The sequence below is a fragment of the Bradyrhizobium uaiense genome, assembly GCF_010811875.1.
In the GTDB taxonomy this organism is placed as follows: Bacteria; Pseudomonadota; Alphaproteobacteria; order Rhizobiales; family Xanthobacteraceae; genus Bradyrhizobium; species Bradyrhizobium uaiense.
Genome location: NZ_VKHP01000094.1, coordinates 17,159 through 31,980, shown reverse-complemented (window position 1 = coordinate 31,980; position 14,822 = coordinate 17,159). Strand labels below are relative to the sequence as shown.

13 protein-coding genes are annotated in these 14,822 nt (G+C 64.7%); 6 read left to right on the top strand and 7 right to left on the bottom strand.

Annotation, left to right across the window (positions count from 1 at the left end; all coding sequences use genetic code 11):
* Positions 1-166: 166 nt before the first annotated feature.
* The gene (gene fabB / locus FNJ47_RS22255; RefSeq protein WP_163156884.1) at positions 167-1,390 is read right to left on the bottom strand and encodes a beta-ketoacyl-ACP synthase I; all 1,224 of its coding nucleotides are present in this window, start codon (positions 1,388-1,390) and stop codon (positions 167-169) included.
* A gap of 43 nt (positions 1,391-1,433) precedes the next feature.
* Entirely contained in the window at positions 1,434-1,955 is a 522-nt protein-coding gene (gene fabA, locus FNJ47_RS22250) for a 3-hydroxyacyl-[acyl-carrier-protein] dehydratase FabA (RefSeq protein ID WP_163156882.1), read from the bottom strand.
* Between the two features lie 329 nt (positions 1,956-2,284).
* Between fabA and irrA the strand changes: the two genes are divergently transcribed.
* On the top strand, positions 2,285-2,776 hold the full coding sequence (gene irrA / locus FNJ47_RS22245; RefSeq protein ID WP_163156898.1) for an iron response transcriptional regulator IrrA: 492 nt from the start codon (positions 2,285-2,287) through the stop codon (positions 2,774-2,776).
* 70 nt (positions 2,777-2,846) lie between these two features.
* Here irrA and FNJ47_RS22240 read toward each other — a convergent pair whose 3' ends face one another.
* On the bottom strand, positions 2,847-3,371 hold the full coding sequence (locus FNJ47_RS22240; RefSeq protein WP_430649405.1) for an SH3 domain-containing protein: 525 nt from the start codon (positions 3,369-3,371) through the stop codon (positions 2,847-2,849).
* 347 nt (positions 3,372-3,718) lie between these two features.
* Here FNJ47_RS22240 and FNJ47_RS22235 point away from each other — a divergent pair, with 347 nt between their 5' ends.
* Entirely contained in the window at positions 3,719-4,723 is a 1,005-nt protein-coding gene (locus FNJ47_RS22235; protein ID WP_163156880.1) for a 2-hydroxyacid dehydrogenase, read from the top strand.
* A gap of 399 nt (positions 4,724-5,122) precedes the next feature.
* Here FNJ47_RS22235 and FNJ47_RS22230 read toward each other — a convergent pair whose 3' ends face one another.
* Positions 5,123-6,043 carry a LysR family transcriptional regulator gene (locus tag FNJ47_RS22230; RefSeq protein WP_163156894.1) on the bottom strand — a complete coding sequence of 307 codons (921 nt, stop codon included), beginning with the start codon at positions 6,041-6,043 and terminating at the stop codon, positions 5,123-5,125.
* 120 nt (positions 6,044-6,163) lie between these two features.
* Here FNJ47_RS22230 and FNJ47_RS22225 point away from each other — a divergent pair, with 120 nt between their 5' ends.
* Positions 6,164-7,165, top strand: a complete 1,002-nt coding sequence (locus tag FNJ47_RS22225) for an aldo/keto reductase (RefSeq protein ID WP_163156878.1) — start codon at positions 6,164-6,166, stop codon at positions 7,163-7,165.
* Positions 7,166-7,276: 111 nt separating this feature from the next.
* Here FNJ47_RS22225 and FNJ47_RS22220 read toward each other — a convergent pair whose 3' ends face one another.
* Positions 7,277-8,077, bottom strand: coding sequence for a HesA/MoeB/ThiF family protein (locus tag FNJ47_RS22220; protein ID WP_163156876.1), 801 nt, complete (start codon positions 8,075-8,077; stop codon positions 7,277-7,279).
* 110 nt (positions 8,078-8,187) lie between these two features.
* On the opposite strand from FNJ47_RS22220, the gene FNJ47_RS22215 reads away from it, so the two are divergent.
* Positions 8,188-9,546, top strand: a complete 1,359-nt coding sequence (locus FNJ47_RS22215; protein WP_163156874.1) for a serine protease — start codon at positions 8,188-8,190, stop codon at positions 9,544-9,546.
* A 192-nt stretch (positions 9,547-9,738) separates the two neighbouring features.
* On the opposite strand, the gene ggt is transcribed toward FNJ47_RS22215, so the two are convergent.
* Together ggt and mutM are read right to left on the bottom strand one after the other, a co-directional pair.
* Positions 9,739-11,418 carry a gamma-glutamyltransferase gene (gene ggt / locus FNJ47_RS22210; protein ID WP_163156872.1) on the bottom strand — a complete coding sequence of 560 codons (1,680 nt, stop codon included), beginning with the start codon at positions 11,416-11,418 and terminating at the stop codon, positions 9,739-9,741.
* Positions 11,419-11,439: 21 nt separating this feature from the next.
* Positions 11,440-12,321 (bottom strand): bifunctional DNA-formamidopyrimidine glycosylase/DNA-(apurinic or apyrimidinic site) lyase, encoded by an 882-nt coding sequence (gene mutM, locus FNJ47_RS22205; RefSeq protein ID WP_163156870.1) that lies wholly within the window; start codon positions 12,319-12,321, stop codon positions 11,440-11,442.
* Between the two features lie 138 nt (positions 12,322-12,459).
* Between mutM and ubiE the strand changes: the two genes are divergently transcribed.
* On the top strand, positions 12,460-13,221 hold the full coding sequence (ubiE, locus tag FNJ47_RS22200; protein WP_163156868.1) for a bifunctional demethylmenaquinone methyltransferase/2-methoxy-6-polyprenyl-1,4-benzoquinol methylase UbiE: 762 nt from the start codon (positions 12,460-12,462) through the stop codon (positions 13,219-13,221).
* Positions 13,218-14,792 carry a 2-polyprenylphenol 6-hydroxylase gene (gene ubiB / locus FNJ47_RS22195; protein WP_163156866.1) on the top strand — a complete coding sequence of 525 codons (1,575 nt, stop codon included), beginning with the start codon at positions 13,218-13,220 and terminating at the stop codon, positions 14,790-14,792. Before ubiE ends, ubiB begins: the two co-directional genes overlap by 4 nt.
* The last annotated feature ends 30 nt before the right edge of the window (positions 14,793-14,822 follow it).

The following is a 14,822-nucleotide window of genomic DNA, read 5'->3' as shown; positions in this document are numbered from 1 at the left end:
CCGTTTTCGTCCCTGAATCGATTGTCGTCAGCCGTGTATCTTTACTAGTGCCCATGTTAAGCCTCGCACGCGCGGTTCGATAATCATTCCCACCCCATTTTCGGATCGTTGCAATATCCCCATTCGCCGGCTGCGGACCTCCTTCAGCAAGCGAAGAGAGGCGAAATCAGGCGTCAAGCCGCCTGAACACCAGCGTCGCATTGGTGCCGCCGAAGCCGAACGAGTTCGACAGCACAGTGGTCAGCTTGGCGTTGTCGATGCGCTTGCGCACGATCGGCATGTCGGCGAATGCCGGATCAAGCTCGGTGATATGCGCGCTCTCGCAGACGAAGCCGTTGTTGAGCATCAGCAGCGAGTAGATCGCTTCCTGTACGCCGGTCGCGCCGAGCGAGTGGCCGGTCAGCGCCTTGGTCGCCGAGATCGGCGGGCACTTGTCGCCGGTGCCGAACACCTTGCGGATCGCCTCGATCTCCGGCGGATCGCCGGCCGGCGTCGAGGTGGCGTGGGGATTGATGTAGTCGACCGGCGTATTCACCGTCGACATCGCCATGCGCATGCAGCGCTCGGCGCCCTCGCCCGACGGCGCCACCATGTCGTAACCGTCCGAGGTCGCGCCGTAGCCGACGACTTCACCGTAGATTCGCGCGCCGCGCGCCTTGGCATGCTCGAGCTCTTCCAGCACGACAACGCCTGCGCCACCGGCGATCACGAAACCGTCGCGGCTGATGTCGTAGGGACGCGAGGCCGTCGCCGGCGTATCGTTGTATTTCGAGGACATGGCGCCCATGGCGTCGAACAGCACCGACAGCGTCCAGTCGAGCTCCTCGCAGCCGCCGGCGAAAATGATGTCCTGCTTGCCGATCTGGATCGTCTCATAGGCATTGCCGATGCAATGGTTCGACGTCGCGCAAGCCGAGGAGATCGAGTAGTTCACGCCCTTGATCTTGAACCAGGTCGCGAGCGTCGCCGACGCGGTCGACGACATGCCCTTCGGCACAGCAAACGGACCGACACGCTTCGGCCCCTTGGCGCGCGCGATGTCGGCGGCCTCCACCAGTGTGCGTGTCGACGGTCCGCCGGATCCCATGATGATGCCGGTGCGCACGTTGGAGACTTCGTTCTCCTCGAGACCAGAGTCGCGGATCGCCTGCTCCATGGCGACGTGATTCCAGGCGGCACCTTCGGCAAGGAAGCGCATTGCGCGGCGATCGATCACCTCGGCAGGATTGAGTGTCGGCGCGCCATGCACCTGCGACCGGAAGCCGAGTTCCGCGGCCTTCTCCGCACGCGAAATGCCCGACTTCGCCTCATAGAGGCTCGCAAGCACTTCCTGGGTGTTGTTACCGATGGACGAGACAATGCCCATCCCCGTGATGACAACCCGCCTCATGTTCGCCTCGCCCTGCCTTTATGTTGCCGCCTGACCATCCTGCTCAAGATGGCGCCGTGCCCTGCTTGAACAATCCGACCTTCAAGTCCTTGGCGCGATAAATAATCTCGTCGTCCATGGAAAGCCACCCGTCGGCAATTCCAAGCACGAGCTTTGACCGCATCACGCGCTTGATGTCGATGTTGTACACAACCTTGCGCGCGTGCGGCAGCACCTGTCCGGAGAACTTCAACTCGCCGAGGCCGAGCGCGCGACCGCGACCTTCGCCACCGATCCAGCCAAGGTAAAAGCCGACCATTTGCCACATCGCATCGAGACCGAGGCAGCCCGGCATCACCGGATCGTTCTTGAAATGGCAGCCGAAGAACCAGAGATCCGGTTTCACCTCGAGCTCGGCGCGTACCAGCCCCTTGCCGTACTCGCCGCCGGTCTCCGAAATCTCGCTGATCCGATCGAACATGAGCATCGGCGGCAACGGCAACTGAGCGTTGCCGGGACCGAAAAGCTCGCCCCGCCCGCAAGCCAGCAAATCCTCGTATTCGTAACCGCCGCGCCGATCCAGCATCCTCTATCCACCTCTGATATCCCGATGAAGCGCTCTTGCTTGGTCGGACCTTAATCTACCCACGGGAACCGGAATAACCCGTCCCGCATCTTGGCGCTACCTGGGTACGCTACCGGCCTGTTATCTCTGCCGAAAGCGCATATGTGGTCCGCGCGCTCTCTAACATAGGGTTAATTGGGCGGCAAAGCGGCATTCCATTGATAAATTGCGGTCTCTCCTTAGGTTTCTACCGCAGCTTGGATTCGTTCTAGTTGCGAAAAACTTGCATCTGATAGCCATCCTTTTATATTTATGAGGAATATTGCCTGAGTTGGGTGCATAGAGTGGACATGAACGACGAAGTACCGGCTGTGAATGACGATGCCGTGCACCCGGCTGCCCGGGGCGCTGGGCACCACCCTGCCCTGACCGGCTGCCCGTGGCATGACGTCAACGAGATGCTGCAGTCTGCCGGCCTCCGGCCGACCCGTCAGCGCATGGCGCTGGGTTGGCTGCTGTTCGGCAAGGGCGCGCGCCACCTGACCGCTGAAATGCTGTACGAAGAAGCCACGCTGGCCAAGGTTCCGGTGTCGCTGGCGACCGTCTACAACACGCTCAACCAGCTGACCGATGCCGGCCTGCTGCGTCAGGTCAGCGTCGACGGCACCAAGACCTATTTCGACACCAACGTGTCGACGCATCACCACTTCTATCTCGAGCATAATCACGAGCTGGTCGACATTCCCGACCCGAACCTCGTGCTGTCGAAGATGCCCAACGTGCCGGATGGCTACGAGATTTCCCGCGTCGACATGGTCGTGCGGCTGCGCAAGAAGCGCTGAACCGTCTTACCGTCGATTTGAGTTGCGATGGCCGGGCTCGTCCCGGCCATTTTCATTTGGGGCGGGGAGCTCAGTCCACCTTCTCGTCGGCGTAGACGCCCCAGAGGCGCTGCTGCTCGATCCAGCCGTCGAACCCGTTGCCGGTGACCCGGCACCAGTTATTGGCGCATTTCTTGACCTGCGCGACGACGCCGGCCTGCAGGCGCGCCGCGATGGCGCTGCTGGCGTCGGGACGATCGTAGAGCGAGGCCAAATCGTCCTTGTTCTTCATGGTGACGACCGCGGTGCGGCGGCCGGACAGCAGGGAATGATAGACCCAGCCTTCGGCGCCTTCGGAATCGCGCACCCGGCGCCAGTTCTCGAACTCGGCGGTGATTTCGACCGGCAGCCCCGACCGCGTGTAGACCCAGGCGACGTCGTTGTCCTTGGTCGGGCCGGCGCGGACGTTCACATGATCGGATTTCAGGCTGACATAGCGCGGAATCGGCAGGCCGCTGGTGGTGGGGCTCAAATCCTTGGCGGAATGTCCGGGCATGACCGACGCACTCAGCATGCTCCCGACCAGCGCCACCAATGAACCAAAACGCCAGACCATCAACTCGTCTCCTGCCGAGATGCCCAACCCGCATTCGGCGAGCTGCAACCCAAACCCAAATCCAAACCCCTGCCCGAAGGCCCCCTGCACCTGCGCCATTCGTCCCCTGCACACATGGATCCGAGGGGTTCTTGTCTTGGCCCGGCCTTCTGCTAGAGAGGACGGAACGCCTGAGAGCGAGAACACCCGAATTTCCCCTGACGAAAGCCGGGGCAAGTATCGGGGAACCCTAGGAAACGCGAAGGAAACGCCGGGACAGCACGGCTTTCAGCAGTGTCGAACAACCGGGTTAATGAGGCCTGAACGGCTCGGTTTTTGGCGAGCCGCGCGCCCCATGAAAGCAGGACATGTCGGTAAAGAAAAAGCCTCTCGTCGTCGTCACCCGCAAGCTGCCGGACTCGATCGAGACCCGGATGCGCGAGCTGTTCGACGCCAGACTGAATCTCGACGACACGCCGATGACGCCGGAGCAGATCGCCGAGGCGGCGAGGACCGCCGACGTGCTGGTGCCGACCGTGACCGACATGGTCCGCGAGGACGTGATCAATCAGCCCGACTGCAAGCTGAAGATGATCGCCAATTTCGGCAACGGCGTCGACAATATCGACGTCGCCGCCGCGCATGCCCGCGGCATCACGGTGACCAACACGCCGAAGGTGCTGACCGAGGACACCGCCGACATGACCATGGCGCTGATCCTTGCGGTGCCGCGGCGCCTGATCGAGGGCGCCTCGATCCTGACCGAAGGCAAGCAGCACTGGGCCGGCTGGTCGCCGACCTGGATGCTCGGCCACCGCATCGGGGGAAAGAGGCTCGGCATCGTCGGCATGGGCCGTATCGGCCAGGCCGTGGCGCGCCGTGCCCGCGCCTTCGGCCTGCAGATCCACTATCACAACCGCCGCCCGGTGGCGCCCATGATCGCCGAAGAGCTCGGGGCGACCTATTGGGAAAGCCTCGACCAGATGCTGGCGCGGATGGACATCATCTCGGTGAACTGCCCGCACACGCCGGCGACCTATCATCTGCTCTCGGCGCGGCGGCTCAAGCTGATCCGGAAAGAGGCCTATGTCGTCAACACCGCGCGCGGCGAGGTGATCGACGAGGACACGCTGATCAAGCTGATCGAAGCCGGCGATATCGGCGGCGCCGCCCTCGACGTCTATGAGCACGAGCCCGCGGTGAACCCGAAGCTGGTGCGGCTCGCCAGGGCCGGCAAGGCGACGCTGCTGCCGCATATGGGCTCGGCCACCATCGAAGGCCGCGTCGAGATGGGCGAGAAAGTGATCATCAACATCCGAACCTTCCTCGACGCCCACAAGCCGCCGGATCGCGTGCTGCCGAGCATGCTGTAGGGCGCTTGTAGCTGGATAAAGGCAACCGCGTGATGCCCTAACCTCCCCTTGAAAAGGGGAGGTCGCTTTGCTCGCCAGAGCAAAGCGGGTGGGGATCAGCTGTCTCCACGTAGGCAGTGTCGCCTGCGGCTGACCCCCATCCCGACCTTCCCCCTTTCAGGGGGAAGGGGAAGAGAGCGGCGGCCAAAATATCTAAAACAACCCCATGCAAAGTAGCCGATGCGGCTGGCGCTCGCTGTAAACGCACATTCGGTGTCGTCGTCCCCGCGAATGCAGGGACCCATAACCACCGATGTTTATGTTGAGCTGGAGCCCCAACCTTAGTCATTGTGAGAGCTGTGGTTGATGGGGGCCGTCCACATATGGGTCCCGGCTCAAGGCCGGGACGACGATGCGGATCTAGCTCGACTTCGTCTTCCGCCGCGCCTGCTTGCGCCAGTCGGCGACGAACGCCACGAAGGCGGCGAGCGCGGGCGGCGGCTGACGCCGGCTCGGATAGTACAGGAACGGCCCGTCGAACGGTGGGCACCAATCGTCGAGTACGCTGACCAGCGCGCCGGATTTGATGCCGTAGCGGACATAGCCCTCGAACGTCGCCCAGTAGCCGACGCCGTCATGGACCGCGCGCAGCGCAAGGCCGAGATAGGTCGCAGTCAGCTTGGCCGGCGGCGACACCTTCACCAGGCGGCCATTCTTCTCGAATTCCCAATCGAACATCACGCCGTTGCTGAAGCGGCTGCGGATGCAGGCATGCGTCAGCAGATCCTTCGGATGCATCGGCCGGCCGTGCTTTGCGACATAGTCGCGCGATGCCACCACCGCGTAGCGCTGTGGCGCACCGAGCGGAACCGCGACCATGTCCTGCGCCAGATGCTCGCCATAGCGCACGCCGGCGTCAAAGCCCTGCGCGACGATGTCCACGAACGCACTCTCGGCCACGACATCGAGGTCGACCTGCGGATATCTGCCGAGGAACGGCGCGATCATCGGCGCCAGCACCAGATCGACCGCGGGCGGCGGCGCGTTGATGCGCAGCCGCCCCGACGGCTCGGCGCGCAGGCCGCGCACCTCGGTGATCGCGTCGGCGACGTTGACCATGGCCGGCGCGACACGAGCGAGCAGCAGCTCCCCGGCTTCGGTCAGCGCTACGCTGCGGGTGGTGCGGTTCATCAGGCGGACGCCGAGCCGCTCCTCCATGTCGCGCAGGCGCTGGCTGAGGCTCGAAACCGAGACGCGACTCTCCAGCGCCGCACGCCGGAAGTTGCGCGTGCGCGCCACCGCCACGAAGGCGTCGAGGTCGCGAAGGTCGAAATCCTGCATTGTTCGATATAGTGAACAAGCCATTCCGGATTGTCCAGCTTATCCCGGAACGCGGATCGGCCATATCAGCCGCGTCATTTGCCGGCGGATCGTCCGCCGGCACGCTTTGGGAACTTCATCATGGACACACGCAAACTCGGTTCCACCGGCCCTACGGTCTCGCAGATCGGGCTCGGCTGCATGGGCATGTCCGACTTCTACGGCCCGACCGACCGCAGCGAGAGCATCGCCACGATCCATGCCGCGCTCGATGCCGGCATCACGCTGCTCGATACCGGCGACTTCTACGGCATGGGCCACAACGAGATGCTGATCGGCGAGGCGCTGAAGAGCCGCAGCCGCGCCAATCTCGTGATCAGCGTCAAGTTCGGCGCGCTGCGCGACCGCAATTACGGCTTCCACGGTTATGACAGCCGCCCGGTCGCCGTGAAGAATTTCGTCGCCTACTCGCTGCGGCGGCTCGGCGTCGATCACATCGACATCTACCGCCCGGCGCGGCTCGATCCCAACGTGCCGATCGAGGACACCGTCGGCGCGATGGCCGACATGATCAAGGCCGGCTGGATCAGGCATATCGGTCTGTCGGAGGTCGGCTCCGACACCATCCGTCGCGCGCACAAGGTGCATCCGATCGCCGATCTGCAGATCGAATATTCATTGGTGTCGCGCGGCATCGAGACCGACATCCTGAACACCTGCCGCGAGCTCGGCATCGGCATATCAGCCTATGGCGTCTTGGCGCGCGGGCTGATCAGCGGGCACTGGTCGAAGGACCGCGTCGGTGCAAAGGATTCCCGCCTGCTCAGCCCGCGCTTCCAGGCCGGCAACATCGACACCAACCTCGCGCTGGCGGATCGGCTGCGTGTCATCGCCGGCGAGATCGGCGCCTCGCCGGCACAGGTCGCGATTGCCTGGGTCGCAGCGCAGGGCAAGGACATCGTGCCGCTGGTCGGCGCGCGGCGCCGCGAGCGCCTGACCGAAGCACTCGGCGCGCTCGATGTGAAACTGACCGCGGCGCATCTTGCCGCACTCGCCGAGGCATTTCCGCCCGGCGCTGCCGCCGGCGGACGTTATCCGGATCTCCGGCACATGGATAGCGAGAAGTCCGCGACGGCGTCTTAACCTCTAAGGCGCGACGCCTCGCGCCTTAGCTTCTTTTTTTGAGCATGATCTCAGCGCAAACGCTTCGCGTTTGTCGCAGGAAAACCGCGTCACACTTTTCCGGATCATGCTCTACAGATGCCCGCTCAGATCGGTGATAGCGGGGGCATCACCATTGAGCGGGTTCTGCGGATCGCGCGCGTAGCGCAGGGTTTCGAACCGCATCGCGCGCGTGTCCACCATCAGCAGACGGCCGACCAGGCCCTCGCCGAAGCCGACGATCTCGCGGATCGCCTCCAGCGCCATCATCGATCCCAGCACGCCGGCGAGTGCGCCCATCACGCCGGCCTCGGCGCAGGCCGGCACCGTGCCAGGCGGCGGCGCCTCCGGGAACAGGCAGCGATAGGTCGGGTTGAACACCCCTTCCGCATTCTTCTCGTGCGCGCGGATCGTGGTCAGCGAACCGTCGAACTGGCCCAGCGCCGCGGTGATCAGCGGCCGCTTCGCAAGGAAGCAGGCATCGGCGACGAGATAGCGGGTCTCGAAATTGTCGGAGCCGTCGAGCACCAGATCGTAATTCGCAATCAGCCCCAGCGCATTGCCGGCAGTGAGCCGCATCGGATGCGCCTCGAAAGCAACATGCGGATTGAGCGCGTGGATCTGAGCCGCGGCGCTGTCGACCTTGCGCTTGCCGATATCGGATGTCGTATGGATGATCTGGCGCTGCAAATTGGACAGCGAGACGATATCGTCATCGATTACGCCGAGCCGGCCGACGCCGGCGGCAGCCAGATACATCAGCACCGGCGCACCGAGGCCGCCGGCGCCGATCGCCAGCACGGAGGCTTGCTTCAACGCATTCTGCCCCGGGCCGCCCACCTCGCGCAGCACGATGTGGCGGGCGTAGCGTTCGAGTTCGTCAGCACTCAGCATGATGATGTCCTGCGCGCTGTTCCCTGAACCGGAGCGCGGTTGTTGCCGACCAAGCAGATGTGCTTAATTGCGTGGACGTCAATGGTTTCAGTCATTTCCCCGGATTTGTCATGAGATTGGTGCTTTCGGCAACATTGATCGTCGCGGCTGTAGGCGCGGCGCACGCCCAGTTGACGCCGCCGACGACGGCCGGGGCCAAGCCGAAAGCGGCGACGACGGTGCCGGTTCGCCCCGCTTTGCAGAAACCGGAAGATACCGCGGGCGCGATGGCGCAGGCCGAGCGGCTGGCGCTGCAATCCGACCTCGCCTGGGTCGGCGAATATAACGGCGCGATTACCGGCGACGTCAGCGAGCGCATGGTCAATGCGATCAAGGAATTCCAGAAGAACCGCGGCGGCAAGCCGACCGGCGTGCTGAACCCGCAGGAGCGCGGCGTGCTCGCCGACACCGCGCGGCGGAAGCAGGAGAGCGTCGGCTGGCGCATCGTTACCGAACCTGCCACCGGAGCGCGGCTCGGCATTCCCACAAAATTGGTGCCGCAGCTCACCAGCGATGCCTCCGGCGCCAAATGGACTTCACCCACCGCCACCGTTCAGGTGCTGCTGACCCGGCGCAAGGAAGCGAGCCCGACCACCGCAAAGGTTGCCGAGCAGGAGAAGAAGGAGCCGGCCGGCCGCACCATCGACTACACCGTGGTGAAGCCGGATTTCTTCGTGCTGTCGGGCATGCAGGGGCTGAAGAAGTTCTATCTGCGCGGCACCTTGAAGGGCGACGAGGTGCGCATCCTCACTATCCTCTATGACCAGGCGATGCAGACCACCGTCGAGCCGGTGGTGATCGCGATGTCGAGCGCCTTCAACGCATTTCCGACGGGCGTGCAGGCCGGCCCGCCGCCGCGCAAGACGGTCGAATATGCCACCGGCGTCGTGGTCAGCGATGATGGCGCGATCATAACTGACCGCGTCGCGACCAACGACTGCATCGCGCTGACGATCCCGGGTTACGGCAATGCCGACCGGGTCGCCGAGGACAAGGAACATGATCTCGCTCTGCTGCGCATCTATGGGGCGCGCGGGCTGAAGCCGCTCAGCATCGCAGGCCAGGCGACGCAGACCGCGCTCGACATCACCGGCATCGCCGATCCGCAGAACCAGGGCGGCGGCGCGGCCGCGAGCAGCGTCAAGGCTTCGGTGGCGCAACTCGGCGGCGGCGACCAGGCGCTGTCACCACCGCCTGCGCTCGGGTTCTCCGGCGCGGCAGCACTCGACGGTGGCGGCAAGTTTGCCGGCATCGCGCTGCTGAAACCCGTCATCGTCGCGGGCCCCGCGAACGCGGCACCACCGGCGCAGGCCGCGCTGGTGCCTGCCGATACGGTGCGCAGTTTTCTGAAGGCGCATGCCGTCACCGCGGCGGGTGAATCGGCGGATGCCAAGGCCGCCGTGGTTCGCGTGATCTGCGTCAGGAAGTAACCGGGTTCTGTCCTCTCCGTCCCGGCCGAGTGCGCAATTGCGCACGGGGGCCGGGACCCATACGCCGCAGCAGGCGTTGTAGGCGGGACTCGTTGTTTCAGCAGCGCGTAACAATGACGGGTTGTGGTTATGGGTCCCGGCCTTCGCCGGGACGACGATGGAGATGGCTCTCGATCGGAGAGAGTCTCCGCGTCACCCCAACGCAAACCGCACCCCGGAACGGGCCAAGCCACCGGCAATGCCGACCGGCGTGCCGTCGGCGCGCCAGCAGGCCGCACCTGACATCGTGCCATCAGCGTGGAACTGGATCGCGTTCATGCCGCCGGCCACAGTCGGCACCACCTGTACCTTGTGGCCCTTGGCGGACAGCGCAACGCGGACGGTCTCCGGCACCGCCTGCTCGACCTCGAGCGCATTGCCCTCGGTCCAGACCCGCGGCGCTTCGACCGCCTCCTGCAGGCTCATGCCGTGGTCGATCAAATTGATCAGCGCCTGCATCGCGCTCGGGAAGATGCGCTTTCCGCCGGGCAGGCCGAGCGCGTAAGCAAGCTTGCCGTCGCGCAGCGCCATCATCGGCGACATCGAGGTGGTGACGCGCTTGCCTGCGGCCAGCGACAGCGCGTGTCCCGGCCGCGGATCGAACAGGTTCATATAGTTGTTCGGGACGGTGCCGAGGCCCGGGATCAGGATCTTGGCCCCGAACAGATTGTTGATGGTCTGGGTGGTCGCGACCACATTGCCCATCGCATCCGCCGCGGTCATGTGCGTGGTGTGCGCGCTTTCGAGCTGGGTGACGCCGGCGCTCCACGTCTGCGCCCGGTCCGGATCGATCGCGCGGCGGCGCTCCTCGGCATAGGCCTTCGAGGTCAGCCGCTCCACCGGCACGTTGATATAGGCGGGATCGCCGCTCGCGGCTTCACGGTCGGCAAAGGCGATCTTCAGCACCTCGGCAAGGCAATGAATCGTCTCGGTCGTGCCGAAGCCGAGCTGTGCGATGTCATAGCCTTCGAGGATGTTGAGCATCTCCGTGATGTGCACGCCTGACGCCGCGGGCGGCGGGGGCCCGAGGATTTCCCAGCCGCGGTAGTCGCAGCGGATCGGCTGCCGCTCGACGGTCTTGTAGGTTGCAAGATCCTCCTGTGCGATGAAGCCGCCGTTCTTCTTCATGTAGTCGACCAGGATATCGCCGAGCGGCCCCTGGTAGAGCGCGTTGTCGCCGTGATCGGCGATGTATCTCAGCGTTTCGGCATACTCCGCCTGCACCACGCGCTCGCCGGGCTTCAGCGGCGTGCCGTTGGGCAGATAGATCGCCGAGATCGGCTTGTCCTTCAGCATCTCCTCGGCGCCGTCGGTGATGCATTCGTGCAGATAGGGCGTCGCCGCATAGCCGCGCGCCGCATGCTTGATCGCGGGCTGCATCACGTCGGCGAGGCTCATGGTGCCGAAACGGCGCAGCGTTTCGCACCAGGCCTTCAGCGAGCCCGGCACCGCGACCGCCTTCGGCCCGTTCAAATTCTCGTTGCCGACGGTGTCGAACACGTCATGAGCCGAGCCGGGCTTCGAGGTGTAGGTATCGGGCTTCACCGCCTGCGGCACCGTGCTCTGGCCGTCGATGAAGCGATGGCTGCCGTCGGCGAGGCGGATATGCGCCATGCCGCCACCGATGATGCCGACCATCATGGGCTCGACAACGGTCAGCGTGAACAAAGTGGCGATCGCCGCATCGATCGCATTGCCGCCGGCCGCCAGCATCTCGGCGCCCGCGCTCGATGCCAACGGATGATTGCTCACCACCATGCCGCGGCTGCTGCTGGCCGGCTGCTTTTCACATTGAAAACTTGCCGCGGTGCGGTCGCGCCAATTGCCGCTCATGAATTCGCACTCCCTTTGTTGTTATTTCTGGCACTTCGGGCACCAGAACGTCGAGCGGCCGTTCTGGGTGAAGCGCCTGACGATACCCTCGCAGCCCGACGTGCGGCACGTCTCGCCTTCGCGGTCGTAGACCTGGAACGAATGCTGGAAGTAGCCGAGATCGCCGTTGGTCAGCCGATGGTCGCTGATCGAGGAACCGCCGGCCTTGATCGCCTGGTTGAGCACCGAATGGATCGCATCGACCACCCGCTTGGCATGGTCGGTCGGCTCGGCCTTTTTGGTCGCAAGCGTCGCGGCCAATCGCCGCGGCGACAGATGCGAACGGAACAGCACCTCGCAGACATAGATGTTGCCAAGCCCCGCCACCACGCGCTGATCGAGCAGCGCCGCCTTCAGGCTGGTCTTCTTGTTATGGCAGGAGCGCGCCAGTATCGTCGCGTCGAACTCATTGCCGAGCGGCTCGGGACCTAGCCTCTTCAGCAGCGGCTCATCCTCGATCGCCTTACGGGCGATGATCTTCATGTAACCGAACCGCCTGGGATCGTTGAACACGACCGCCGCGCCCGAGGACATGTGGAACACGACGTGATCATGCGCGCGATCGTCGCTGCGCGGATGGTGGAATTGTCCCGGCGTAGCCGCGCCCTCCTGCTTCAGCACGCGGAACGAGCCCGACATGCCCAGATGCATCAGCAGCACGTCGCCGGAGTTCAGGTCCGCCATCAGATATTTGGCGCGGCGGCCGAGCCCGGTGATGGTCTGGCCCTCGAGCCGGGCGATAAAGTCTTTTTGAAACGGAAACCGCAAATCCTTGCGGCGGGCCTCGGCCTTGAGGATTTTGGACCCTTCCATGGCCGGTTGCAGGCCGCGGCGGACGGTCTCGACTTCGGGTAATTCCGGCATGGCAGGCATTCACCTTTTGGAAGTGACGTGATAGCGCCATTGCGGCCGCCGCGCTATGGTTTGGCTGGAGCGTTTTCGAGCGAAGCGGGCCCCGGTTCGCGTGAAGAGAACGCGACCAAAAGGTAAGAGTGTGAGTTGATGGATCGGCCGGATCAAACCACCCATTTCGGCTTCAGGGACGTGCCCCTGGGCGAGAAGCAGACGCTGGTGAACGACGTGTTTCACAGCGTGGCGTCACGCTACGACTTGATGAACGATCTGATGTCGGTCGGGCTGCACCGGGCCTGGAAGGACGTCATGATCACGACGCTCGATCCGCCGAAGGGCGACCGGCCGTTCGCGCTGCTCGACGTCGCCGGCGGCACCGGCGATATCTCGTTCCGGGCCGCCAAGGCCGCGGGCACCGGCTTCCATGCCACCGTCTGCGACATCAATACCGACATGCTCGCCGTCGGCCGCGAGCGCGCCACCAGGCAGCATCTCGATGACCGCGTCTCGTTCGTCGAGGGCAATGCCGAGGCGTTGGCTTTCGCCGATCGCGCGTTCGACGCCTACACCATCGCGTTCGGCATCCGCAACGTGCCGCAGATCGACCTCGCACTGCGCGAGGCCTATCGGGTGCTCAAGCCCGGCAGCCGCTTCCTGTGCCTGGAATTCTCCACCGTCGACGTGCCGGGCCTCGACAAGATCTACGATCTGTTCTCCTTCAAGGTGATCCCGCCGCTCGGCCGCGCCGTCACCGGCGACGCCGAGTCCTATCAATATCTCGTCGAGTCGATCCGCAAATTCCCGCGGCCGAGCGCGTTCGCCGAGATGATCGGCGCCGCCGGCTTTGCACGCGTGAAGTGGCAGAGCCTCTCCGGCGGCATCGTGGCGCTGCATTCGGGCTGGCGTTTGTGATCTCTGCACTGACCCACATTGCGCGCCTTGCCCGCGCCGGTTTCGTGTTCGCGCGCGAGGGCGTGTTCGGCGTCGTCGATCCCGCGCTGGTGCCGCCGCCGGGGCAACTCGCATTGAAGATGGCGCGACTGATCGAGCGCCGCACCGCCAAGTCCGGTCCACGGCTGTCGCGCGCGCTGACCCGGCTCGGGCCCGCTTATCTCAAGCTCGGGCAATTCCTCGCCACCCGTCCCGACGTGGTCGGCGTGGCGATGGCGCGCGACCTCGAAAGCCTGCAGGACCGGCTGCCGCCGTTCGCGCAGGAAGAGGCCGAAACCGTCATCACGCAATCGCTGGAACGGCCGCTCTCGCAGGCCTTTGCCCATCTCGGGCCTGCGGTCGCCGCCGCCTCGATCGCGCAGGTGCATCGCGCAGAGATCGAGCGCGACGGCGTGCGGCACCCGGTTGCGGTCAAGGTGCTCCGGCCCAACGTCGCCGCGCGCTTCCGCCGCGACCTCAGCGACTTCTTCTTTGTCGCGCACAAGGCCGAGGCGCATTCCGCCGAGGCCCGGCGCTTGCGGCTGATCGAAGTCATCAACACGATGTCGCGCTCGGTCGCGATGGAGATGGACCTGCGGCTGGAAGCAGCCGCGCTGTCCGAGATGGCCGAGAACACCCGCGACGATCCGGACTTCCGCGTGCCCACGGTGGATTGGGATCGCACCGCCCACAGCGTGCTGACGATGGAATGGATCGACGGCATTGCGCTGAACGATCACGCCCGCCTCGCGCAGGCCCAGGTCGATTTGCCGGATCTCGGCCGCAAGGTGATCCAGAGCTTCCTGCGCCACGCGCTGCGCGACGGCTTCTTCCATGCCGACATGCATCCGGGCAATCTGTTCCTCGACGAGACCGGCCGGCTGGTTGCGGTGGATTTCGGCATCATGGGCCGGCTCGGGATGAAGGAGCGGCGTTTCCTGGCCGAGATCCTGCTCGGCTTCATCACCCGTGACTATCGCCGCGTCGCCGAGGTGCATTTCGAGGCCGGCTATGTGCCGGGCCATCATTCAGTGGAGAATTTCGCGCAGGCGATCCGGGCCATCGGCGAGCCGATCCACAATCGCACCGCCGAGGAAATCTCGATGGCGAAGCTCCTGACGCTTCTGCTCGAGGTCACCGGCCTGTTCGACATGCAGACGCGGCCCGAACTGATCCTGCTGCAGAAGACCATGGTGGTGGTCGAGGGCGTGGCGCGCGGCTTCGACCCCAAGCTCGACATCTGGAAGATCGCCGATCCCGTCGTGCGCGAATGGATCACGCACAATCTCGGGCCCGCCGGACGCATCCAGGGCGCGATATCGGGCGCGGGCGAACTCGGTCGCGTCCTCGCCAATTTGCCGTCGATTGCCAACCGTGCCGTGACGGTGCTCGAGCAGCTCGAGACCATGACCCGGGAGGGCCACATGCTGTCGTCGGACTCGATCGACGAAATGGCCCGCGCCGAGGCCCGCAAGGCGCGGGTGCAGACCGTCGGCCTCTGGGTCATTGCGATCGCCTCCATCGCGATCTTTTTCGCGATCCGGGCACACTGATTGCAATGCATGCACCATGTGATAGCATCG